Below are 21,085 nucleotides of genomic sequence, written 5' to 3' on the forward strand. Positions count from 1 at the left end.
CGATGAGTCCGTATCCGCGTCTCCCGTTCCGGCAGTCTGGTCCGCGCCCTGCGCTTATCCGTGGCGGCGTCGTGGGCCGGTTGATGCGCGGCATGACCGCGTTCGGCGTGCTTTTGGCATTTGGATTCGCATTGTGCGAAAACGCGCCGCCAGTTTTGGCCGCCCAGCCCGCCGTTGCACCGAATAGCGTTATCGTGATCCCGGTGAACGGCGCGATCGATCCGGCCAGCGCCGACTTCATCGTGCGCGGCTTGAAGCGCGCCGCCGACGACCGCGCGCAACTCGCCGTGCTGCAACTCGATACGCCCGGCGGACTGGATACGTCGATGCGGCAGATCATCAAGGCGATTCTCGGCTCGCCGGTGCCGGTCGCCACCTTTATCGCCCCGAGTGGCGCGCGTGCGGCGAGCGCCGGCACCTATATCGTCTACGCCAGCCATATTGCGGCGATGGCACCGGGCACCAATCTCGGCGCGGCGACGCCGATTCAGATGGGCATCGGCGGTGCGGAGCCGCCTGCGGGCGGCGGCGGTATGCCGGGCCTGCCAGGCGGTGGAGGCGGAGCCGGCGGTGGTGCTGGTGCACAAAAGAACGGCCCCGGAGCGCCAGCCTCAGCCGATTCGGCGAGTTCAGCGACGTCGGCAAACCCGGCAAGCTCAGCTAGCGCCGCGAGCGCCGCCCTTCCGCTCGACACCCAATCCACCGAACTGCGCAAGCAGGTCCACGACGCGGCCGCCTACATCCGCGGTCTCGCGCAAATGCGTGGACGCAACGCCGACTGGGCCGAGCGCGCCGTGCGCGAAGCCGTCAGCCTGTCGGCCAGTGAAGCGCTCGCGCAACATGTGGTCGATCTGAATGCGCGCGACATTCCCGACCTGTTGCGTCAGGTGAACGGCCGCACGATCAGCACGAGCCAGGGCGACGTCAAGCTCAGCACCGCCAATGCACGGGTGGTCACGCTCGAAGCCGACTGGCGCAACCAGTTCCTCGCGGTCATCACCGATCCGAACGTCGCGCTGCTTCTGCTGATGATCGGCATGTACGGCCTCTTTTTCGAGTTCGCCAATCCGGGGTTCGTGCTACCGGGCGTGGTCGGCGCCATCAGTCTGCTGATGGGTCTCTTCGCGATGCAGATGCTGCCGGTCAATTACGTCGGGCTCGGCCTGATCTTTCTCGGCACCGCGTTCCTGATCGGCGAGGCGTTTCTGCCGACTTTCGGCACGCTCGGCTTCGGCGGGGTGGTTGCGTTCGTGATCGGCGCGCTGATGCTGATCGATACCGACGTGCCCGGCTACGGCATTCCGCTGCCCCTGATCGCGGCCGTGGTGGTGTTTAGCGTCATGTTTGTGTTCGGCGTATCGAGGCTCGTCTTGCGGTCGCGGCGCCGGCCCGTGGTGACCGGTTCGGAAGCGCTGATCGGCAGTCTCGGCGTCGTGCTCGATGATGGCCTGCTGCCGGAGGGCCCGCGGTCTGAGGACACAGCAGCGGGCGGCGCGCTGGCCGGCTGGGCTCAGGTCCACGGTGAACGCTGGCGGGTGTCCAGCACGGCTCCGGTCGCGGCCGGTCACGCGGTGCGCGTCACGGCGCGGCGCGGACTGACGCTGACCGTGGTGCCGGCGGAATCACAACAACAAGGAGAACGCTCATGATCGGTTTCACATTCGGCTTCAGCAGCATTCTGATTCTGCTGGTGGCCGCACTGATTGCTTCGTCGATACGGATTTTTCGCGAGTATGAACGCGGCGTGGTGTTCATGCTCGGGCGCTTCTGGAAGGTCAAGGGGCCCGGCCTCGTGCTGATCATTCCGATCGTGCAGCAGGTGGTACGCATGGATTTGCGCACCGTCGTGTTCGACGTGCCGCCGCAAGACGTCATTACGCGCGACAACGTTTCGGTGAAGGTCAACGCGGTGGTGTATTTCCGCGTCGTCGATCCGGAGAAAGCGGTGATCCAGGTGGCGCGTTATTTCGAGGCGACCAGCCAGTTATCGCAAACGACGCTGCGCGCGGTGCTCGGCAAGCACGAACTCGACGACCTGCTGGCGGATCGCGAGCAGTTGAACGCCGATATCCAGAAGGTGCTCGACGCACAGACCGACGCGTGGGGCATCAAGGTCTCGATTGTCGAGATCAAGCATGTGGACATCAACGAAACGATGATCCGCGCGATCGCCCGTCAGGCCGAAGCCGAGCGCGAACGGCGCGCCAAGGTGATTCATGCGGAAGGCGAATTGCAGGCTTCGCAGCATCTGCTGGAGGCGGCGCAGACGCTCGCGCGGCAGCCGCAGGCCATGCAGTTGCGTTACCTGCAAACCCTCACGACGATCGCCGCCGACAAGAATTCGACGATCGTATTCCCGTTGCCGATCGATCTGCTGAGCGCGGTGCTGGATCGCTTCAGCAAACCTTCGGCCTCCTGAACCGGGGGGCGCGCCGGTTCACATCGACCCGCTTTGGAACGCGGGGTGAGACGGTGCATTGTCTTCGATCGACTTAATCGACCTGCATACGAAAACTAAAATGTAACGGTCGTTATTAACCGCTCCATGGGAGCCAGTCATGAAAATCGCTTCATTAGTTGGACTCGGCGCGCTATTAACCGCCGTGAATATGAGTACGGCGTTTGCGCAGACCTCGCGACCTTACGATCCCTCGGCGCCGGTAACGCGTGCCCAGGTGAAAGCCGATCTGGCCGATTGGCGCGCCGCCGGCTACGATCCGCTCGACTGGATCGACTATCCGGACAACGCGCAACGCGCGGGCCGCATTGTCGCCGCACGGCGGGCGCAGCAGATGGGCGGGAGCATGCCGCAGTAACCGGTCTCGCCCGAGCCTCGATGCGGCAGGCCGGCCCGCCCGCGACGACCGGCGTCGCAGGCAACGCCGGCCTCGCGTGCCCTACCCATCCGCCCATGAGTCCGTGAGCCCGTGAGCCCGTGAGCCCACGAGCCAATGAGCCACCCGCGTCGCCCGCCGCCTACCCCACAAACAGCACCGCCCGCCGCCGCAACATCGCAAATTCGCTTGCCGCGCCACCCCGCGCGCTGGCAAGGTATCATCTCGCCCCTTCGGCAAAGCCCGCAGTCACGTAATTCAGTGCGCCGCCGCCAATCATGATTACAATCCGCCCGTAGGCCTGGCTGCGTGGCGCACCGGCGCCGTGCCGGACGGCACCCGTGCCTGCTGATCTGCTGTGCATGGGCCGTATCAACCACAAGAAACGCTTTTCCAACAACGAGATGAACAACGAGAGACCCGCCTCATGGACTCGATAAAACGATACTTCGGCTTCGAAGCCGCCGGCACCGACCTGCGCACCGAAGTGCTCGCCGGGCTGACCACCTTCCTGACGATGGCCTACATCATCTTCGTCAATCCGGCGATTCTCGGCGACGCCGGCATGCCGAAAGACGCGGTATTCGTCGCGACCTGCATCGTGGCCGCGCTGGCCTCGCTGATCATGGGCCTGTACGCGAACTACCCGATCGCACTCGCGCCCGGCATGGGCCTGAACGCGTATTTCGCCTACACCGTCGTGAAGGGCATGGGCTTCACGTGGCAAGCCGCGCTCGGCGCGGTGTTCATCTCCGGCTGCCTGTTCCTGATCGTCACACTGTTTCGCGTGCGCGAAGTGATCGTCAACGGGATTCCGCATTCGATCCGTATCGCCATCACCGGCGGCATCGGCCTGTTTCTCGCGATCATTTCGCTGAAATCGGCCGGCATCGTGGTCGGCAATCCGGCCACGCTCGTCACGCTCGGCGATCTGCACAACTCGCATGTGGTCCTCGCGGTGATCGGCTTCTTCGCGATCGTCACGCTCGACTATCTGCGGGTGCGCGGTTCGATCCTGATCGGCATTGTCGGCGTGACGGTGCTGAGCTTTTTCTTCGGCGGCAATCAGTTCCACGGCATCGTCTCCGCGCCGCCGTCGATCACACCCACGCTGTTCCAGCTCGACATTCGCGGCGCGCTCTCGGGCGGCGTGCTGAACGTGATCCTGGTGTTCTTCCTCGTCGAACTGTTCGATGCGACCGGCACGCTGATGGGCGTGGCCAATCGCGCCGGGCTGCTGGTCGAGGGCAAGATGTTCCGGTTGAACCGTGCCCTGCTCGCCGACAGCACGGCGATTCTGGCGGGCTCGATGCTGGGCACGTCGTCGACCACGGCGTATATCGAAAGCGCGTCGGGCGTGCAGGCCGGCGGCCGCACTGGGGTGACGGCGCTCACCGTCGCCGTGCTGTTCCTCGCGGCGCTGTTTTTTGCGCCACTGGCGGCCGTGGTGCCCGGCTACGCGACGGCGCCGGCTCTCCTGTACGTGTCGTGCCTGATGCTGCGCGAAATGCTCGACCTGCCGTGGGACGACGCCACCGAAGTCGTGCCGGCCGCGCTCACCGCCCTGCTGATGCCGTTCACCTACTCGATCGCCAATGGCGTCGCGTTCGGTTTCATCTCCTATGCAGGCCTGAAACTGCTGACCGGACAAGCACGCAAAGTGAAACTGGTGGTGTGGATCATCGCGGCGATTTTCCTGTTCCGGTATTTCTACCTCGGCAGCGAATAAGCTGACAGCACCGCGGCGGCGGCACGGTGTTTGGCCACGGTTCGGTCTGGATCAACAATCGTTTTATTGAAGGCGCCCGTTCTGCACGGGCACCCTTTATCATCCGATGATTGATAAAAACCAACGAACTGGTCACGGGAGTTTCCTGCATGTCCTACCGCCGCGCCTCAGACCGTTATAAGTCGCCCGCCATCTTCTTCCACTGGGCGATTTTTCTGCTGATCGCGCTCGCTTATCTGGCAATCGAAATACGCGGGCCGAAAGGGTCTGACAGCCGCGCTTTCTGGAGCAGCGTGCACTACTGTGCCGGGACCCTGGTGCTGGGATTGGCGGTGCTGTGCCTGATATGGCGGCTGTGGGCCGGCGCGCCCGCGGAAGTCGAAGGCAACCGGCTGCTCGCGTTTCTGGCGCGCGCCGCCCATCTCGCCCTGTACGTCTTTATCTTCGCGCAGCCGCTGCTCGGCATTCTGATGATCAATACCGGTGGGCATCCCGTCACGCTGGCCTGGATCAACATCAATTACACGTTGGTTGGCGCGGATCCGCTTGCGCGGCCATTCCTCAAGACAGCGCATGAGTGGCTCGGCAATGCGTTTTACTGGGTGATCGGCGCGCACGCGCTTGCGGCAATCGCGCATCACGTGGTGTTGAAGGATCGGACGCTGCGGCGGATGGTTTGATCAGTTTCGGGTTTTTGGCGCACGAGGCGCTGGCGCTTGCGCGCGCAGCCTCATGAAACAACCCGCCGTGTCGCGCAAATTCGCTCAGTTGCGCCAGTTCGCTTCGTAGAAACGCACGTAGCCGCTCCTCAGCACGAGGCATTGCGCCCGCGTTTCCGATAGGAGACGCCGCGTGGCGGCTTCGATCCGGGCCCGGTGCGCGTCGAATGCGCCGACCATGTCTTCCAGACGTGGCGAAGCAGCGCCGAAGTGATCCTCCAGCGCCTCAGCCGTGATCATGCACTCCACCCTTTCCCCATCCACCATCGCCGGGAACGCCAAGGTAAGTTCGCGACCTGAATATTCAGGAGTTTCGTTCGGGAATAGGATCTGCATGGGATTCACCTGAAAGGTTGGGTGCTGCGCATGAGTCGATTGGTACTGCGCACGCTGGTTGAGTCTGGTCGCTCCGGCAGCGCTTTTTCCTCCTTGTCGAATGCTGATGGCGCGGGTCCGTCACCTCACAATGGCGAATACGCCGTACTTCGCGACCCGCGAGGTGATTGGATTCACTGTAGACGAGTTCACGCGCTGCGCAAGTTTTCCTTTTTGTTTGCTCTATTTTGGTGCCTGACGGGGCATTTTGACGTGCTGCTTCCCGACCGCGCGACCCGGTTTTTCCCTGCCGCGCCGCCTTCGCCCAGTTGCTGTTTCGTCCTGTAATATCGGTGTTCGGCCGCGGATGCGTATGTTGCACTGCGGAACGCAACGGCGGGCAACGCACCTGCCGGGTCCGATCACCGGAGACATGCTTTGAATCATCGTGCTGCCACGCCGCCCGCCATCGGTCGGCCAGATGTCATCGCGCAAGCTCATGCCCGCTCGCTCGAAGTCGGCCTGCGTGCGTCGGAAACGCCGGACTTTCATCCGCTGCGCCGCCCCGCGCTGCGCGAACTTGTCGATCGCAATCAGTCGCTCTATACCCACGCGCTTCCCGTGATGGAGACGCTGCACGCGCAAATCGTCGACACCCAAAGCATGGTGCTGCTCACCGACAATCACGGCGTGATTCTTCACAGTCTCGGTGACAGCGACTTCGTTGAAAAAGCCAATCGCGTCGCGTTGTGTCCGGGCGTGTCATGGGCCGAAGCGGATCGCGGCACCAACGCGATCGGCACCGCCCTGATCGACGGGCAGCCAACCGTGGTTCATGCCGGTGACCACTTCCTGCACGCGAACCGGATTCTCACCTGTTCCTGTGCGCCGATTGCGGATCCGTTCGGGCGCACCATCGGCGCGCTCGATGTCAGCGGCGACACGCGCGGCTTCCACAAGCACACGCTCGCACTCGTGCGAATGTCGGCGCAGATGATCGAAAATCATCTGTTCTCCAATCAATTCGTCGACGCCATTCGCGTTCACTTTCACGCGCGCGCGGAATTCATCGGCACGCTCTACGAAGGGCTCGCCGCGTTCGCGCCGGACGGCACGTTCCTGTCCGCGAATCGCAGCGCGCTGTTTCAACTCGGGCAGCCGCTCGCCGATCTGCAAAGACAAACCTTCGACGCGCTGTTCGGTATCGCGCTCGCCCGGCTGCTGCAACAGATCGCCCGCGCAGCACCAGGCGAAAACATCGTGCTGACGTTGCCGAGCGGCGTGCGCGTGGTCGCACGCGGCGAATTTGCAGCGCCGCGCTATGTGGCTTCAGCAGAACCGCTGCCAGACGCGGCGCGTGCGGCCACTTCCGGCGGCGCGCGTGCCGCGGCTCGGCCCTGCGAAGCGTCGCCACTCGCGCCCCTCGCCACGCTCGACACCCTCGATACAGGCGACGCGCAAGTCTCCGCCATCCTGCGCAGAGTCGCCAAGCTGCGCGGACGCGATATCCCCATTCTCGTGCTCGGCAAAACCGGCACCGGCAAGGAGTGGCTCGCCCGCGCGATCCATCACGATTCGCCGCGCCGAGCCGCGCCCTTCGTCGCGCTGAACTGCGCATCGTTGCCCGATACGCTGATCGAGGCCGAATTGTTCGGCTACGAGGACGGTGCGTTCACCGGCGCAAAAAAACGCGGCAGCGTCGGCAAGATCGTGCAGGCCGACGGCGGGACGCTTTTTCTCGACGAAATCGGCGACATGCCGCTCGCCCAGCAAGTGCGCCTGATGCGCGTGCTGCAGGAGCGTACTGTCGTCCCGCTCGGCGGCACGCGGGCGATTCCGGTCGATCTGCGCGTCGTCTGCGCGACCCACCGCAACCTGCGCGCGATGATCGAAGCGGGCACCTTCCGCGAAGACCTGTATTACCGGATCAACGGCCTCGTCGTCACCTTGCCGGCGCTGCGCGAGCGTAGCGATCTGGCGGCGCTTGTCGAGCGCATGCTGGCATTGCAGCCGGACGGCGAGCGTTTGCCGCGTCGCGTGTCCGATGCGGTGCTGGAACGGTTTGCGCAGTGCCGTTGGCCCGGCAATCTGCGGCAATTGGCTAACGTGCTGCGTACCGCAAGCATCATGGCCGAAGGCGCGGAGCAGATCGAACTCGAGGATTTGCCGGAGGATTTTTTGCAGGATTGCGAGGATGCGCCGGCCGACGTGAGCGCTCAACCGCCCGTGCCGGTTTCCAGCAACGGCGATGGCGACGACGGGCGCGCCCTGCCGGCTGCGCCGGTGAATGTGGCGCCTGCCCGGATGGAAGATTGGCAGGCCACGTTGATCGCGCAGACGCTCGCGCGACTCGACGGGAATGTGTCGGCGGCGGCACGCGAGTTGGGGCTGGCGCGCAATACGGTGTATCGGTATTTGCGGCGTGAGAACACGACGCATTGAAACGGCGAGGCAGAGGTATGGGCGTTCGGTGGCGTGCTGTGAACGCCCCGTTCAGCGTGTAAAGTGTGGCGCAATCCGTCACCGATTCACACGATGTCCGACCCTACCCGCCCGCCTCTCGTTCGCGTCGAGCCGCTCGGCCAAAGCTTCGAGGCCCCCGATTCGCTCACGATCCTCGAAGCCGCCGGCTTCGCGAATCTGCGCCTGCCGCGCTCGTGCCGCAACGGTACGTGCCGGACGTGCATGTGTCGATTAATCAGCGGCTCCGTTTCGTACACCATCGAGTGGCCCGGTTTAAGCAAGGAAGAAAAGGCTGAAGGCCTCATCCTTCCTTGTGTTGCGGTTGCCCAGTCCGATCTGGTTCTGGAAGTTCCAGAAGCGTCGAAAATCGTCTCGTGAAAGCCTAACTTGACGCCTCCCCTTCCCGCACCACCGACACCGCCTCAACGTCTTACCTGCCTGGTCGCTTGCACTGCGTATAGTGTTCATATACACTATACGCATGATCAAGAGCTTTCGACATAAAGGACTGGAGCAGTTTTTTCTGACGGGTTCCAAGAAAGGGATCACGGCTGCTCATGCCGACAAGTTGCGAATTCGCCTAACGGCACTTCATGCGGCGACCGGACCGGTCGACATGAATGCAGCACCCTGGAAGCTACATCAACTTTCCGGGAAGAATCCGAAGGGGCAGAACGTCGAAGGTCATTGGTCCATTTGGGTAACCGGCAACTGGCGTCTCACGTTCTTCTTCGAGGGAACAGATGCCGTTCTTGTCGATTATCAGGACTATCACTAAGGAGCCGAAGATGACTTCAATGCATAACCCGGCGCACCCCGGACTGGTGCTGCGAGACTACCTGGGCGACCTCAGTGTCACGACTGTTGCTGAGAGGCTCGGCGTCACGCGAGCGGCGCTCTCACGGATTCTGAACGGACATGCCGGAATTTCGGCGGACATGGCCGTGTTACTCGGGGCCGCGCTGGGCACCTCCGCGGAGATGTGGAGCATCATGCAAGCCCGATATGACTTATGGCAGGCGCAACAGAGACCACATCGCGATATCCAGGTGTTCCCAGAACTCTCGCACGCCGCATAGACGCCTGACAGCGTCGACACTAAACCGCCCCCGTGCGTGGCAATCGCGGAAACCGACGTGGTGATCGAAGCGCCAGACGCCGTTGATTTACAGCAGCGTCAAGGCAGCCCTTAGCGCCGCCGCAATCGCATTCAGCCTTAACGCCCGTTGCCCATCGCCCGGGCGATTTTCTTGTCGGTGTTGTACTGGCTCAACGCATACACCGACCAGATCGCGGCCGGAATCCAGCCGATCAGCGTGATCTGCAAGATCAGGCAGATGATGCCGGCAAACGGCCGGCCGATCGTGAAGAACTGAAACCACGGCAGAAGGATGGCAAGCAATAGACGCATTCAGATTTCCTGTTTGTATTGACCTGGCAGGACACGCTCCACGGGTGCGATCGCGCTTGCGATCGCTTGAACGGGCCCGGCTAGATGATCGGCGCGAAACGCGGCACCTTGGTGCCCTCGATTTCAACCAGCTCGAAAAACACCGAAGCCGGACGCGTCCAGATCGTACCATTGCTGGCTTTGTACACGATCATTGTGACCGACGGATCGGACTCCAGCGTGGCCTCGCAAACGAGCTCGTAAATGCCGCCTTTGTAGTGTCGATAACGCACCATTCAACTGCTCCTGTCCAGATCAACGGATTTTTTATAAACGGGCCGACGTCCTCCGAAACAGAGCACGCGGTTTTGTTGCAACCGTTATTTTAAACTCGTGCCGGTGCGTGAAAGATCACTGATGCAGGCTGACGCGGTCGTGATCGACAGCCGCGATACATGGCGGCATGAGTAACGAAACCGCGCGATGAACCCGCCGCCGTTCAAAGGAACCACCGGTATTCCCGCGCGTTCACCTCGTTCATGAACTCCAGATGGTCCTGCCGTTTGTTCTCGCAGTAGACCATGACGAACTCTTCGCCCATTCCCTCGCGCACTACCGGATGATTCTGCATAGCGGCGACGGCCGTGAGCATGTCCTTCGGAAAGTCGATCCCGCTCCCGCGGTCCTCATTGAGCGGCGCGATAGGCTCGCGGCCGGCGTCCAGCCCGTGTTCCATGCTGGTGAGGATGGCGGCCAGCACAAGGTAGGGGTTCGCATCGGCGCCCGCCACGCGATGTTCGATGCGCAGGTTGCGATCATCCGATTCGGGAATGCGGATGCAGGCATCGCGGTCCTCAAAGCCCCAGCTGCCACGGCTGGCGGCATTCGCTTTCCAGCCATAACGGCGAAACGCATTGTGATTGGCAGCGAAGACCGGCATGCAATGCGGCAGCAGCGCGAGGCACCCGGCCACTGCATGGCGCAATGGCCGCCGGCCGTCTACAGCCAGCAGGTTCTTGCCGGCCTCATCGTAGAGACTCACGTGCACGTGCATGCCGCTGCCCGGCGCATGCAGATAAGGCTTGCTCATGAAGCTGGCGCGGTAGCCGTGTTTCATCGCCACGCCGCGCGTGCTGCGGCAGAACAAGGCGGCCCAGTCCGCTGCGCGCAGGCCATCGTCGTTGTGGCCAAAGTTGATCTCGAACTGCCCCGGTCCCAGTTCGGCGGTGATCACGGTGGCCTCCACGCCCTGCTCGCGCGTGACCTCGACCATCTCATCCAGCACGCCGGAGAACCGCGACAGTCGCTCGATATGCATGTTCGGCTGGTCGTCCCTGTCGTCACAGAACGGGTCGCGAGGGAACTGCGGCAGACCGTCCGCGAGCCTGGCGTCGAACAGGTAAAACTCCAGCTCGAAAGCCACTACCGGGCGGATGCCGCGCCGTTCGAAACGTTTTAGCACGCGCGCCAGCACCTCGCGCGGCTCGAACTCGATGGGCGCCTCCGTGCCGTCCGAGCTGATCAGCATCTGCCCCAACGGCTGGCCTTCCCATCGCACAGGTTTGAGGGTGCCGGCAATCAGGCGGCGTACCGCATCCGGATCGCCGTCGTTGAAGCAATAGTCGCCGATCGGGTACAAGCCGCCCTGCACGCCCAGCAAAATGCAATTCTGCGGCAGTTTCAGGAGACTGCCGGCGGCGACTTTCTCGAGCATGTCCAAGGGGTATCGCTTGCCGTAAAAGTGCCCGGGGATGTCGAGGCAAATGAGGTCGACGTAGCGCACCTCGGGATTGGCCGCGCGGAAGGCCCGCACTTCGCTAAGCAGTTCGGCGCTGGGGGAAGTCATGGTGTTGTCCTTCTCACGCAAAAAGTGATGATTGAGATTCAGTTCAAAGTGGCCGCGGACTTAAGCAGGCAAGATTAGGCAGGCAAGTCGACGGCATGACAGGACGCGGCAATCACAAGCTCATTGATTAGCCATCCGAATTTTTATTCAGCGCAACGTCCCCGCTGCGTTCAGGTTCGGCCGGAATGCTAGGTGAACACCCAAAGCACCCGGGTCGGCTCGTCAGAGAGATTGGCGTAGCGGAACCGGGCGTGTGCCGGCACCTGGAAGCCGTCATTCGGGCCCAGGGTCACCGGCTGCGCCTCGTCTTCCAGCCAGATGGTCAACTCGCCTTCAAGGACGAAACCACCTTGCTCGTCGCTGTCATTCAAAGGTCGATCACCGCTGCTGGCGCCGGGTGCCAGGTGGCTTTCCAGCATCGAGAAGCCCGCTGACATGTTCGGCGACACCAGCACATCAGTCACGCCCTCCGCGTAATAGAGGGTGCGGCGTTCATCCGGCCGGGTCACCCAAGGCAACGCGCGTGGCTTGCTCAGGTTGTAAAAATAGGTGGTGGGTACGCCCAGCGCCTCGCCGATGGCGGTCAGGTCGCCCACGGTCGGACGCGAAAGACCGCGCTCGATCTGGGAGAGGAACCCCACCGAACGGCCGATCTTTTCCGCCAATGCGCCCAACGTCACTTTCTTATGCTTGCGCAGGTCCCGAATCAGTATCGCGAGACCTTCAATTTCTTCCTGCTTGTTCATCTTCCGCCCCTTCCCTCAGACTCGATCGCGTAGACGATACCAGGTCTTACCTATGACCTCCAGCGGCGCTGCCATCAGCGCTCCGCCGGGAAAACGCGGATTGTCGATGGACCGATACAGATCCAGCAATTCGTCGTCACCGAGGATCGCGTCGGCGACCGCGCGGGCCGCGGCGAGCGTGGGAAGCACGCCATGCCCCGAAAATCCTTGCAACCAGTAGCGCTCGCCTTGCCGGCCAATATCCGGCGTGCGTTTCATGCTGATATCGATATGCCCGCCCCAGGCAAACTCCAGTTCCACTCCGCGCAATTGCGGGAACGCCCGTTCCAGGTAGGGCCGGGTGGCGGCCACAATATCTTTTGGAATGCCGCCCGCGTACGTGCAGCCACCGCCGAATAGCAGGCGGTTGTCAGGACTGAGGCGGAAGTAGTCGGGAACGAACTGGTTATCGATGACGCAACTGTTGCGCGGCAGCAGCGAACGGGCCAGGTCGGGCTGCAGCGGCGACGTAGCCACCTGATACGTGCCGACCGGCAGCATGCGCCTCGAAAGTGTGCGGTCGAGGCGGTCGATATACGCGTTGCAGGCGAGCACCAGCATGTCCGCGCGCACCTCCCCTTTGTCGGTACGCACGACATAACCGCCCGGCGTTTCGCGGTAGTCCAGCACCTGGCTCTGCTCGAAGATGCGTCCACCCGCCTGCTCGATCGCCGCCGCCAGGCCTTGCGCCAGCTTCAACGGATTCAGGTGGCCCGCCTCGGGATCGTAGAGCGCCGCATGGTAGCGCTCGCTGGCAATCCACTCAGGCATCTCCTCACGAGGAATGAACCGCATCCGGTCGTAGCCCCACTTCACCGCAGCCTCGTGCTGGGCCTGCTGCAACAGCGCAACGCGGCGCGGCAACACTGCCGCCCACAGACTGCCGGCGCGGTAGTCAGCATCGAAGCCATGCCGCTCGGGCAGCTCACGGATTTCCGCAGCGGCCCAGCGCATGCTGTCCCATAGCCGGCGAGTGCGTTCCAGCCCCAGCGCGGCCTCCAGCGGCGGCATATCGCAGGACCAGCCGAGCAGCGCCTGGCCGCCATTACGCCCCGACGCTGCCCAGGCCACCCGGCTCGCCTCGAGCAAAGTGACACGCTTGCCCGCGAGCGCCAGTCGCAGCGCCGTGTGCAAGCCGCTGAAACCTGCGCCGACAATTAACACCTCAGTATCCAGATGCTCTTCCAGAGCCAGGCGCAATGGAATCGGGCCTGGATAGGTGCGCGCGTAATAGCTGGCGACGTGCTCGGTGGACTGATGGAACATTGGTGCTGCTCCGTGAAAAAATCAATCATTAATTTCATGAAAAAATAACATCTATTTTTCACGGAGGCAAGCAAGGGTAAACAGCGCCTTGTCGCATCGAGCGCTCCACGCGTGCTGAACGGTGCCGATCTGAGATCCGGCGGGCGGTTCGTCGTCGCAGCAGGAGCCGCGCGGATGCTGGCGCGCAAAGGCCGCCCTGTCGCGTCGATCTGCTCGACGCGCGTAGACGGGGGTCTATGACACGGGTAGATGGCGCGAGGTATCCTCACATGGAACGATGGCGCGCACACTCGGCAACAGCCGCGCAGTGCCGCCATCCGGACCCACCCATGCCCGGTGGACCCGCAAAGCAACGTCACGCCCTCGTGACACCAGTGAGGACAATGATGACTCTCGCGACCGCAACCGCCATCTCAGACGCAGACTCACCGAACTATCTCGTCCAGATCGATGCCGGCACTCACAACCTGCTCGGTGACGAAGGGGCCCGCGAAGGGGGGCAGGATAGCGGCCCCGCCCCCTTCGAATTCGTGCTCTCGGGTCTTGCGGCATGCACCGCTGCCACGCTCAGGATGTACATGCAAAAGAAAGCGTGGCCGGGCGAACGGATCAAGGTCGCCACGGAATTGCACATCGAGCGCGACGGCGGTCAATACATTCGGCGCACCGTATCCGTCGATGGGCCTCTCGACGATAGCCAGCGGACCCGCCTGGCCGAAATCTGCGAGAAAACGCCTGTCACCCTGTTCATCAAACGGGGAACACGGATCGACACGGCAATGCAGTGGTGAAACCGAGCGTCTCGTTACGCCGGTATTGAGTGGGCGCTACGCGCGGTCGCGCAACGCGGTCTCGTATTCGAGGACGCATCGGCTCCGTGCCGGCTCCGGTGGCGGGCAGAACGATCCCGCCGCAATCTGAAAACCGTCAGCCGCCCTCTTTCATCTGCTTCAGAATCTTGTAGACCGTGGCGCGCCCCATTGTCAGCACGGCGGCCACATAGTTCGCGGAACTGCGGCCGCGAAACGCGCCTTGCGCATGCAGCGCCTCGACGATTTCGCGCTTGTGCTCGCGCGTGAGCGCATTGATGCCGATTTGCCGCTCACGCAGCCAGGTGTGCAGAAACGTGTTGATGCGGTCCTGCCAGTCGTCGCGGAACAGTTCCTCCGCGGGTGCGTCCGTCAGCGTGCCCCCCTTGATGAACAGATCGAGCGTGGAGCGCACGTCTTCGAACACCGCGATGTTGAAGTTGACGCAGAGCATGCCGGCCGGCTTGCCGTCGTCGTCGAACAGGATATTGCTCACGCAGCGCATGCGACGGCCGTCCCAGTTCAGCTTCTCGTACGGCCCGATCGTCCGGCCGCGTGCCGCGTAGTGGACTTCGTCGAGCACCGACGGGCCGCCGACTTCGAGCTTCGACAGGTTGTTCACGAGATACGCGATGGTCTGATCGCGCAGGTCGTGAATCACGACTTCGGCACACGGATAGAACAGCGCCGCGATGCCGTCCGCAATGGGTGCGTAGCGGTCCAGCAGCAGGTCTTTCACAGGGGAGACGGTTGTCTTGCGCATCAAGAAATCGCAGTGTTCGAGGGATCCGGCGCCGCTTTCGCCCAAACGAGCCAATCGGGGCGCCGAGGGTATGGGCGGCGAGCGAGGTAAGCACAGCAATGCCGGGCAGCCAGGCGCTGCAACTCGCCATTGTAACGACCCCAATCGGCAGCGGTGGGCGCGGCGGCATAACGACAGCGTAGCGGTCAGTTTATTGCGGGGCCGCATCGCGCGCAGAGCCTTGGTGGATGCCCGGCCGCATGCTGCCCCCACGTTCCAGTTGTTGCATCCGCACCGAACGATTTTTGTTCGCGTGGCACACGCATTTTTTTCGTGCGATAAAAGAATCAACACTTTCACGGAGCAACAGATGGCCACGCTCGAAGCGTTTCGTGCCGTGCTGGATGATGACGGCACGCCGGAAATCATTCGCAATCACATCATCGATTCGTTGCAATACACGCTGCGCAATCACGGACAAATTTTTACGTCGAAAGAGGTCGAATGGCTGGCCGGCTGGGATGACGCGCGTATTCCGCTCGCCGCTTCACGCGAACTGCAGAAGCGCGTCGCCGAAACCGCCCGCTGACCTCCGCCGTCACCTCCGCCGTCACCTCCGCCGTCACCTTCGCCTTCGCCGCCACGGCGCCATCCCTCGCACACGGCGTGCCGGCCCAACCCGGCGCGCCGTTCACGGCAATTTTTTCTTGCCCAACACCCCGTCGGCTGGGCGGTTTGCCCGCGCGCGGAACTTTTTGCTATCCAATTAGCCCCATTTAGTGCATCATATTGGAATAGCTGTATTCCGCATCCGCAACACTGGCAGTACCAATCGGCGTCTCCGCACCACCCCCGACTGTTCGACCGCTGCCTGTCGGCGATCCCGTCACTCCGGCAATGCGCCGCCTGCATTCGCCGTCGCGAGTTGTGCAGCTGAGTTGTTCAGCTATTACGCGCCCGATGTCTGCGCGACATCAGCGTGTTTCTTCTCCATCGAATCCGCGATTTTGCGCGGCCGCGCTCATGCCCTTGCCAGCGGGCCTGTGCCAACCTTTTTCCATGGCGGCGCGCCCTATGGTGCTGCGCTGCCGGGCCTGTTGTGCTGCGCGTAACACGCGTGACACGGGGGCCACGTAATACAGGACACGTGCTTCATGAATTCAGTTGTCAAGACGTACAAGGGTTATGAAATTCACCCGCTCGTCTATCCGCGCCGCCCGACGGACGGTCAGACGAGCCGCAATCCGGACGCAGGCTATGACGCATCGGTACGCATTTGCCGCGTGGGCGCCAATCCGGCAGCCGACGGGCGTGTGTTTCGTCTGCAGTATCTGTTTCCGTTCGACGGCACGGGCAAGGCGCGCATTGCGTGCATGGCCCATGCCGAGCAATTGATCGACGGCCGCGTAGACGGCCAGTCCGTCGCCGATCTTTGAGCGGTACCATCAGCGAATCCGCTGGTGCCGCAGCAGTTGGCCTGAAAGCCAACTGTTAACCGTATCAGATGTTGCGCCGGCGGCTTGGCCGTGCGGCCAACACCCACTTATCCCATCGACCAGGAGTTATGCATGGCGAAAGAAGAACTGCTTGAACTTGACGGTATCGTCGACGAAGTACTTCCGGATAGCCGTTACCGCGTGACGCTCGACAACGGCGTCGTGGTTGGCGCTTACGCGTCCGGACGCATGCGCAAGAACCATATCCGTATTCTCGCGGGCGACCGCGTGACGCTTGAACTGTCGGTTTACGATCTGACCAAAGGCCGGATCAACTTCCGTCACAAAGACGAGCGTGCCACCGGTGGTGGTGGCGCACGCAATACGCAATTCCGTCGCCGTTAAGGCTGCCGGCACGCTGACCGCTTCTTGACGGTCTTTGCGTGGCCATTGCTGTTCGTTGTTCGTTGTTCGCGAAGCCTTACACGCGCCTTCTCCGGCTTGACTCGATGACTCGAGCCTGAGCGGCGCGCTGCGGCGTCGCATCAATTGCCCTTCCCCTTCTACACCCCGAACACCGCACCGAGATCCTCTCCGGCGGCGCTTCTGCGCACCTGTTCGACCACCCGCTCCTCCAGCTCCGACAGATGCTCGCGCATCGCCGCCAGTGCCGCATGCAGGTCTCCCGCATCGAGCGCTTCGATGATCTGCATATGCTCGTCAGCGGAACAGGTCGAACCCTTCGACGGGTCGAACAGCGCCTTATACAACTCCGTCTTCGCGACGAGTTGCCCAACCAGACCGAGCAATTCCGTACCGCCCGCCAGTTCCGTCAACAACACGTGAAACTGGCCCGCGAGCCGCACGGAGTCCTCGACCGCGCCGGCGCATGACGCCTTCTCTTCGCTGCGCACATGGGCGCGCAGACGGCGCTTGTGAGCCGCATTCAAACACCCGCACAAAGCCGCGACGATGCCCGCCTCGACAATCTGCCGGGCGCGATACACCTGACGAATATCTTCTTCCGATGGCGACGGCACAAATGCGCCGCGATTCGCCTCGAGCACCAGCTTGCCCTCGAACCCCAGCCGCGCGAGCACCTTGCGCAACGCGCCGCGCGTGCACCCGAACGCCGTGGCGAGGTCACGCTCGACCAGTTGTGCGCCGGGCCGCAGACGGCCTTGCAACAACGCCGCGGTAATTGACGCGTAAATGCGCTCCTCGACGCTGATCGAGTCGTCTCCGGACACGCTGCGGATGGGTAGGTCGGCGTCGGCGGACGGCGAACGCGAGGAACGGGAGGCCATGAATTCGGTAGTTGAGAACGGAGCGATATCGCCGGGCATTGTAGCGACGCGCAGCGGCGGACGCCATCTACCGGCGCCCGGGCGCTTATACCGGACATCAGAAAAATGGTTAACCATTTTAGGTTACTATGGTTGACCAAAATAGTCTCGCACGGTATTTTTCAACGTGCTCGAGCATCGTTACCCGTCTTGCCGCCGCCGTCGCCGTCGCACAGCGTCCTCTTCCCGCTCGCAAGGCGTCGCCCACACTCACCTCCAGGTCTATTGTGAATTCGCACTCCAGCGCCAATCCGATTCAAACCCACGTCAACAACGCATCCCAGACACTCACGTGGCGGGACGCGCTATGGCTGGGCGCGATTGTTGTGATCGGCGTCAATCTGCGGCCCTTGCTGACGTCGATCAGTCCGTTGATGACGACGATCCGCGCGGCAACCGGGCTAAGCTTTTCCGGCGCCTCGTTGCTCACCAGCCTGCCGGTCGTCGCGATGGGCATTGGCGCATTCGGCGCCGGCGCGCTCACCCGGCTGATCGGCGAAACGCGCGGCGTTGCACTCGGTTTGCTGGCGATCGCGCTTGCTTGCGGCGCACGCTGGTCGACCACCAGCGGCGCCGCGCTCCTTGCGACGGCGGCGCTCGCGGGCGTCGGCGTCGCGGCGATCCAGGCGCTGCTGCCCGCCGTCATGAAGCAGCGCTTTCCTGCACGCGTTCCGTTGGCGATGGGCGTTTTCTCAGCATCGATCATGGGCGGCGGCGGCTTCGGCGCCAGTATGAGCCCGTGGGTCAGCAGCACGATGGGGTCGTGGCATGCGGGGCTCGCCGTGTGGGCGATTCCTGCTTTTGTCGCCCTGCTGTGCTGGCTGGGTTTGAATCGCGGGCCTTCGAACGGCGCGCCGGTACACGCGGCTCCAGTGGACGCGGTGGCTTTGTCGCTTTGGCGCAAGCGGCGCGCGTGGACGCTTGGGTTGTACTTCGGGATCGTCAACGGGGGATATACGAGTCTCGTTGCCTGGTTGCCCGCTTTCTATCAGCAGCATGGCCTGAGCGTGGCGAAGAGCGGTTCGCTGCTTGCCGGGATGACCGTTTTTCAAGCCACAGCGGCTTTGCTGTTGCCGCTTGCCGCTGCGCGGTTTCGTGATCGGAGGCCGTGGTTGATTCTTGGTTTGTCCGCCCAATTGGCCGGCTTGCTTGGGTTGATTGTCTGGCCCGATGCTGCACCGTTGCTATGGGTGGGCGTCGCCGGTGCCGGGCTCGGTGGGACTTTTTCGTTGACCCTCGTTACCGCGATGGATCACGCCGCGCATCACAGCGTTGCTGGAAAGCTCGTCGCGTTTACTCAAGGTGTCGGGTTCGTTGTGGCAGCCATTGCACCTGTTATTGCCGGGGTTGTTCGGGGTTGGAGCGGCAGCTTTGCGGCCGCCTGGATCATGCTGGCTGCAAGCGTTGCCGCCATGATTGCAGTCAGTTTTGTGTTTTCGCCCCGGAGTTATGGGGAATGGAATTGATTTGACGGCGCCGCGCGCCGCCTGAATGGTGCGACGCGCCGCTTCGGTGCATGTCGCCCGCATGCCCCGCGCCGGTGCAGGCACCGATCCCTGCCCCGTTCGCAAGCTCGTGATTGCGCTCGCTTTATCGCAGCGCCGATCGTCTGGCATACCTGTTGCTTTAATGGTATCCAGCCGTCCTTCAATCACACTCCATGCTGCGTGTTCTCCTCGTCACCGATACCGATAAGCCCATTGGCGATCTGCGCGATGCCCTCGCGCGGCTCGGCTATGAGATGCTGGCCGGCACCGCGACGCCGCAAGCGCTGCACAGCGTGGTTCAGAGCGAACGGCCGGACGTCATCATCATCGATACGGAATCGCCGTCGCGCGACACGCTCGAACAACTCGCGGTCATGAACGCCACCGCGCCGCGTCCGGTGCTGATGTTCAGTCACGACGCGAACCAGCAATTGATTCGCGACGCGGTGGGCGCGGGCGTCACGGCCTACCTCGTCGAAGGTCTCGCCACGGAACGGCTCGCGCCGATTCTCGAAGTTGCGCTCGCACGGTTTGCGCAGGAGTCGCAGTTACGCGAACGCCTCGCGCAAGTCGAGACCGAACTCAGCGAACGCAAGCTGATCGATCGCGCCAAACGCCTGCTGATGGATCAACAGAAGATCACCGAACACGCTGCGTACGCCAACCTGCGCAAGCGCGCGATGAACCAGGGCATCAAACTCGCCGATGTCGCGCGCGACGTCATCGCGTCGGCAGAATCGCTCAAATGAAGCGCCGCTCATGAACTCTTCAGCCCCCCTCTCTCCAACCTCCGCGCCTGTGCCGCTCGAGAAAACCCATCTTCGGCTCGGTTTCGTCGCACTGTCCGATGCCGCGCCGCTCGTCGCCGCGAAGCTGCTCGAATTCGGCCACGCGCATGGATTGACGCTGGAATTGTGCCGCCAGCCGTCATGGGCCGCCGTGCGCGACAAACTGCTGTCGGGCGATCTCGACGCGGCGCATGTGCTCTACGGTCTCGTCTACGGCGTGCAACTCGGCCTCGGCGGTCCGCAAACGGATATGGCCGTGCTGATGGTGCTCAATCGCAATGGCCAGGCCATCACGCTCTCAACGCGTCTCGCCGATGCATTGGCCGAACACGGCACCTTGCCCAAGGCGTTGGCGACGCTCGGCCGCAAACCGGTGTTCGCGCAGACCTTCCCCACCGGCACGCACGCGATGTGGCTGTCCTACTGGCTCGCATCGCAAGGCGTGCATCCGTTGCGCGATATCGAGAGCGTCGTGATTCCGCCGCCGCAAATGGTCGCCGCGCTTTCCAAGGACCAACTCGACGGCCTATGCGTCGGCGAACCGTGGAACGCGATGGCAGAAGCGAACGGCGTCGGCAGAACGATCGCTTATACGAGCGAGGTGTGGCCCGATCATCCCGAGAAAGTGCTGGCCTGCCGGCGCGATTTTGTCGGCGCGAATCCGAATACCGCGCGCGCCCTCGTGCAAACGATGCTCGAAGCGTGCCGCTGGCTCGACGGCGCGGGCCATCGCGAGGAGATTGCACGCTGGCTCGCGCGGCCCGAATTCATCGGTATCGACGAATCCCTGATCGCCGCGCGATTCGGCAACGAGATCGCCACCTCGGCGCCGGGCGGCCTGCCCATGCGGTTCTTCGACAACGGCGCGGTGAACTACCCGCGCGCCGCCGACGGCGCCTGGTTCCTCACGCAATTCGAACGCTGGGGCATGATCGACGCACGCGCGGACTATGCGCAAATCGCGGCGCAAATCAATCAGACGCAGTTGTATCGCGAGGCGGCCGCACGCGTCGGTGTAGCGGTACCAGGCGACGAGCATGCACAAGTGCTAATTGACGGCAAGGTGTGGGGTAACCATTCGATATCCAACGCTTACGCGCAGAGCTTCACCATCCGCGCATAACGTTGCG

Annotated in this window: 24 protein-coding genes; 16 read left to right on the forward strand and 8 right to left on the reverse strand. The window is 62.9% G+C overall.

Going from position 1 to position 21,085, the window contains the following annotated elements; all coding sequences use genetic code 11:
- Positions 1–2 precede the first annotated feature (2 nt).
- From KHO23_RS09290 to KHO23_RS09310, 5 genes are all read left to right on the forward strand, one after another.
- Positions 3–1,649 carry an NfeD family protein gene (locus KHO23_RS09290; protein ID WP_211610699.1) on the forward strand — a complete coding sequence of 549 codons (1,647 nt, stop codon included), beginning with the start codon at positions 3–5 and terminating at the stop codon, positions 1,647–1,649.
- Entirely contained in the window at positions 1,646–2,419 is a 774-nt protein-coding gene (locus tag KHO23_RS09295; RefSeq protein WP_211610700.1) for a slipin family protein, read from the forward strand. The genes KHO23_RS09290 and KHO23_RS09295 overlap by 4 nt, the downstream gene beginning before the upstream one ends.
- Before the next feature lie 139 nt (positions 2,420–2,558).
- Entirely contained in the window at positions 2,559–2,816 is a 258-nt protein-coding gene (locus tag KHO23_RS09300; protein ID WP_211610701.1) for a DUF4148 domain-containing protein, read from the forward strand.
- Between the two features lie 445 nt (positions 2,817–3,261).
- Positions 3,262–4,563 carry an NCS2 family permease gene (locus KHO23_RS09305; protein ID WP_211610702.1) on the forward strand — a complete coding sequence of 434 codons (1,302 nt, stop codon included), beginning with the start codon at positions 3,262–3,264 and terminating at the stop codon, positions 4,561–4,563.
- A 149-nt stretch (positions 4,564–4,712) separates the two neighbouring features.
- Positions 4,713–5,243 (forward strand): cytochrome b, encoded by a 531-nt coding sequence (locus KHO23_RS09310; RefSeq protein ID WP_211610703.1) that lies wholly within the window; start codon positions 4,713–4,715, stop codon positions 5,241–5,243.
- Between the two features lie 84 nt (positions 5,244–5,327).
- On the opposite strand, the gene KHO23_RS09315 is transcribed toward KHO23_RS09310, so the two are convergent.
- Positions 5,328–5,618 carry a DUF1488 family protein gene (locus KHO23_RS09315; RefSeq protein WP_169484646.1) on the reverse strand — a complete coding sequence of 97 codons (291 nt, stop codon included), beginning with the start codon at positions 5,616–5,618 and terminating at the stop codon, positions 5,328–5,330.
- 417 nt (positions 5,619–6,035) lie between these two features.
- On the opposite strand from KHO23_RS09315, the gene KHO23_RS09320 reads away from it, so the two are divergent.
- The 4 genes from KHO23_RS09320 to KHO23_RS09335 all read left to right on the forward strand — a co-directional run bounded on the left by KHO23_RS09320 (position 6,036) and on the right by KHO23_RS09335 (position 9,139).
- Complete coding sequence (locus tag KHO23_RS09320; protein ID WP_211610704.1) at positions 6,036–8,039, forward strand: sigma-54-dependent Fis family transcriptional regulator; 2,004 nt, start codon at positions 6,036–6,038, stop codon at positions 8,037–8,039.
- 93 nt (positions 8,040–8,132) lie between these two features.
- Complete coding sequence (locus KHO23_RS09325) at positions 8,133–8,438, forward strand: 2Fe-2S iron-sulfur cluster-binding protein (protein WP_211610705.1); 306 nt, start codon at positions 8,133–8,135, stop codon at positions 8,436–8,438.
- A 103-nt stretch (positions 8,439–8,541) separates the two neighbouring features.
- Positions 8,542–8,838, forward strand: a complete 297-nt coding sequence (locus KHO23_RS09330) for a type II toxin-antitoxin system RelE/ParE family toxin (protein WP_211610706.1) — start codon at positions 8,542–8,544, stop codon at positions 8,836–8,838.
- A 10-nt stretch (positions 8,839–8,848) separates the two neighbouring features.
- Positions 8,849–9,139, forward strand: a complete 291-nt coding sequence (locus KHO23_RS09335; RefSeq protein ID WP_211610707.1) for a HigA family addiction module antitoxin — start codon at positions 8,849–8,851, stop codon at positions 9,137–9,139.
- A 137-nt stretch (positions 9,140–9,276) separates the two neighbouring features.
- Here KHO23_RS09335 and KHO23_RS09340 read toward each other — a convergent pair whose 3' ends face one another.
- The 5 genes from KHO23_RS09340 to KHO23_RS09360 all read right to left on the reverse strand — a co-directional run bounded on the left by KHO23_RS09340 (position 9,277) and on the right by KHO23_RS09360 (position 13,347).
- Positions 9,277–9,471: a YqaE/Pmp3 family membrane protein gene (locus tag KHO23_RS09340; RefSeq protein ID WP_042325076.1), complete on the reverse strand. Its 195-nt coding sequence runs from the start codon at positions 9,469–9,471 to the stop codon at positions 9,277–9,279.
- Between the two features lie 80 nt (positions 9,472–9,551).
- Positions 9,552–9,746, reverse strand: coding sequence for a DUF1653 domain-containing protein (locus KHO23_RS09345; RefSeq protein WP_211610708.1), 195 nt, complete (start codon positions 9,744–9,746; stop codon positions 9,552–9,554).
- Between the two features lie 203 nt (positions 9,747–9,949).
- Positions 9,950–11,296, reverse strand: a complete 1,347-nt coding sequence (locus KHO23_RS09350) for a glutamine synthetase family protein (protein ID WP_211610808.1) — start codon at positions 11,294–11,296, stop codon at positions 9,950–9,952.
- A gap of 188 nt (positions 11,297–11,484) precedes the next feature.
- Positions 11,485–12,042 (reverse strand): helix-turn-helix domain-containing protein, encoded by a 558-nt coding sequence (locus KHO23_RS09355; RefSeq protein WP_211610709.1) that lies wholly within the window; start codon positions 12,040–12,042, stop codon positions 11,485–11,487.
- Positions 12,043–12,057: 15 nt separating this feature from the next.
- Positions 12,058–13,347 carry an NAD(P)/FAD-dependent oxidoreductase gene (locus KHO23_RS09360; protein ID WP_211610710.1) on the reverse strand — a complete coding sequence of 430 codons (1,290 nt, stop codon included), beginning with the start codon at positions 13,345–13,347 and terminating at the stop codon, positions 12,058–12,060.
- A 386-nt stretch (positions 13,348–13,733) separates the two neighbouring features.
- Here KHO23_RS09360 and KHO23_RS09365 point away from each other — a divergent pair, with 386 nt between their 5' ends.
- Entirely contained in the window at positions 13,734–14,138 is a 405-nt protein-coding gene (locus KHO23_RS09365) for an OsmC family protein (protein ID WP_211610809.1), read from the forward strand.
- 136 nt (positions 14,139–14,274) lie between these two features.
- Here the strand turns inward: KHO23_RS09365 and KHO23_RS09370 are convergent, their stop codons facing one another.
- Positions 14,275–14,919, reverse strand: a complete 645-nt coding sequence (locus tag KHO23_RS09370) for a helix-turn-helix transcriptional regulator (protein ID WP_211610711.1) — start codon at positions 14,917–14,919, stop codon at positions 14,275–14,277.
- Positions 14,920–15,268: 349 nt separating this feature from the next.
- On the opposite strand from KHO23_RS09370, the gene KHO23_RS09375 reads away from it, so the two are divergent.
- The 3 genes from KHO23_RS09375 to infA all read left to right on the forward strand — a co-directional run bounded on the left by KHO23_RS09375 (position 15,269) and on the right by infA (position 16,739).
- Positions 15,269–15,487, forward strand: a complete 219-nt coding sequence (locus tag KHO23_RS09375; RefSeq protein ID WP_211610810.1) for a hypothetical protein — start codon at positions 15,269–15,271, stop codon at positions 15,485–15,487.
- A gap of 565 nt (positions 15,488–16,052) precedes the next feature.
- Entirely contained in the window at positions 16,053–16,334 is a 282-nt protein-coding gene (locus tag KHO23_RS09380) for a hypothetical protein (RefSeq protein WP_211610712.1), read from the forward strand.
- Positions 16,335–16,466: 132 nt separating this feature from the next.
- Positions 16,467–16,739: a translation initiation factor IF-1 gene (infA, locus tag KHO23_RS09385; RefSeq protein WP_012427521.1), complete on the forward strand. Its 273-nt coding sequence runs from the start codon at positions 16,467–16,469 to the stop codon at positions 16,737–16,739.
- A 158-nt stretch (positions 16,740–16,897) separates the two neighbouring features.
- Here infA and KHO23_RS09390 read toward each other — a convergent pair whose 3' ends face one another.
- Complete coding sequence (locus KHO23_RS09390; RefSeq protein WP_211610713.1) at positions 16,898–17,641, reverse strand: GntR family transcriptional regulator; 744 nt, start codon at positions 17,639–17,641, stop codon at positions 16,898–16,900.
- Positions 17,642–17,907: 266 nt separating this feature from the next.
- On the opposite strand from KHO23_RS09390, the gene KHO23_RS09395 reads away from it, so the two are divergent.
- From KHO23_RS09395 to KHO23_RS09405, 3 genes are all read left to right on the forward strand, one after another.
- Positions 17,908–19,146 carry a cyanate transporter gene (locus tag KHO23_RS09395; protein ID WP_211610714.1) on the forward strand — a complete coding sequence of 413 codons (1,239 nt, stop codon included), beginning with the start codon at positions 17,908–17,910 and terminating at the stop codon, positions 19,144–19,146.
- A gap of 194 nt (positions 19,147–19,340) precedes the next feature.
- Positions 19,341–19,916: an ANTAR domain-containing response regulator gene (locus KHO23_RS09400; protein ID WP_211610715.1), complete on the forward strand. Its 576-nt coding sequence runs from the start codon at positions 19,341–19,343 to the stop codon at positions 19,914–19,916.
- Positions 19,917–19,926: 10 nt separating this feature from the next.
- Complete coding sequence (locus KHO23_RS09405; protein ID WP_211610716.1) at positions 19,927–21,078, forward strand: CmpA/NrtA family ABC transporter substrate-binding protein; 1,152 nt, start codon at positions 19,927–19,929, stop codon at positions 21,076–21,078.
- Positions 21,079–21,085 lie beyond the last annotated feature (7 nt).

This window comes from Paraburkholderia haematera (assembly GCF_905220975.1).
In the GTDB taxonomy this organism is placed as follows: domain Bacteria; phylum Pseudomonadota; class Gammaproteobacteria; order Burkholderiales; family Burkholderiaceae; genus Paraburkholderia; species Paraburkholderia haematera.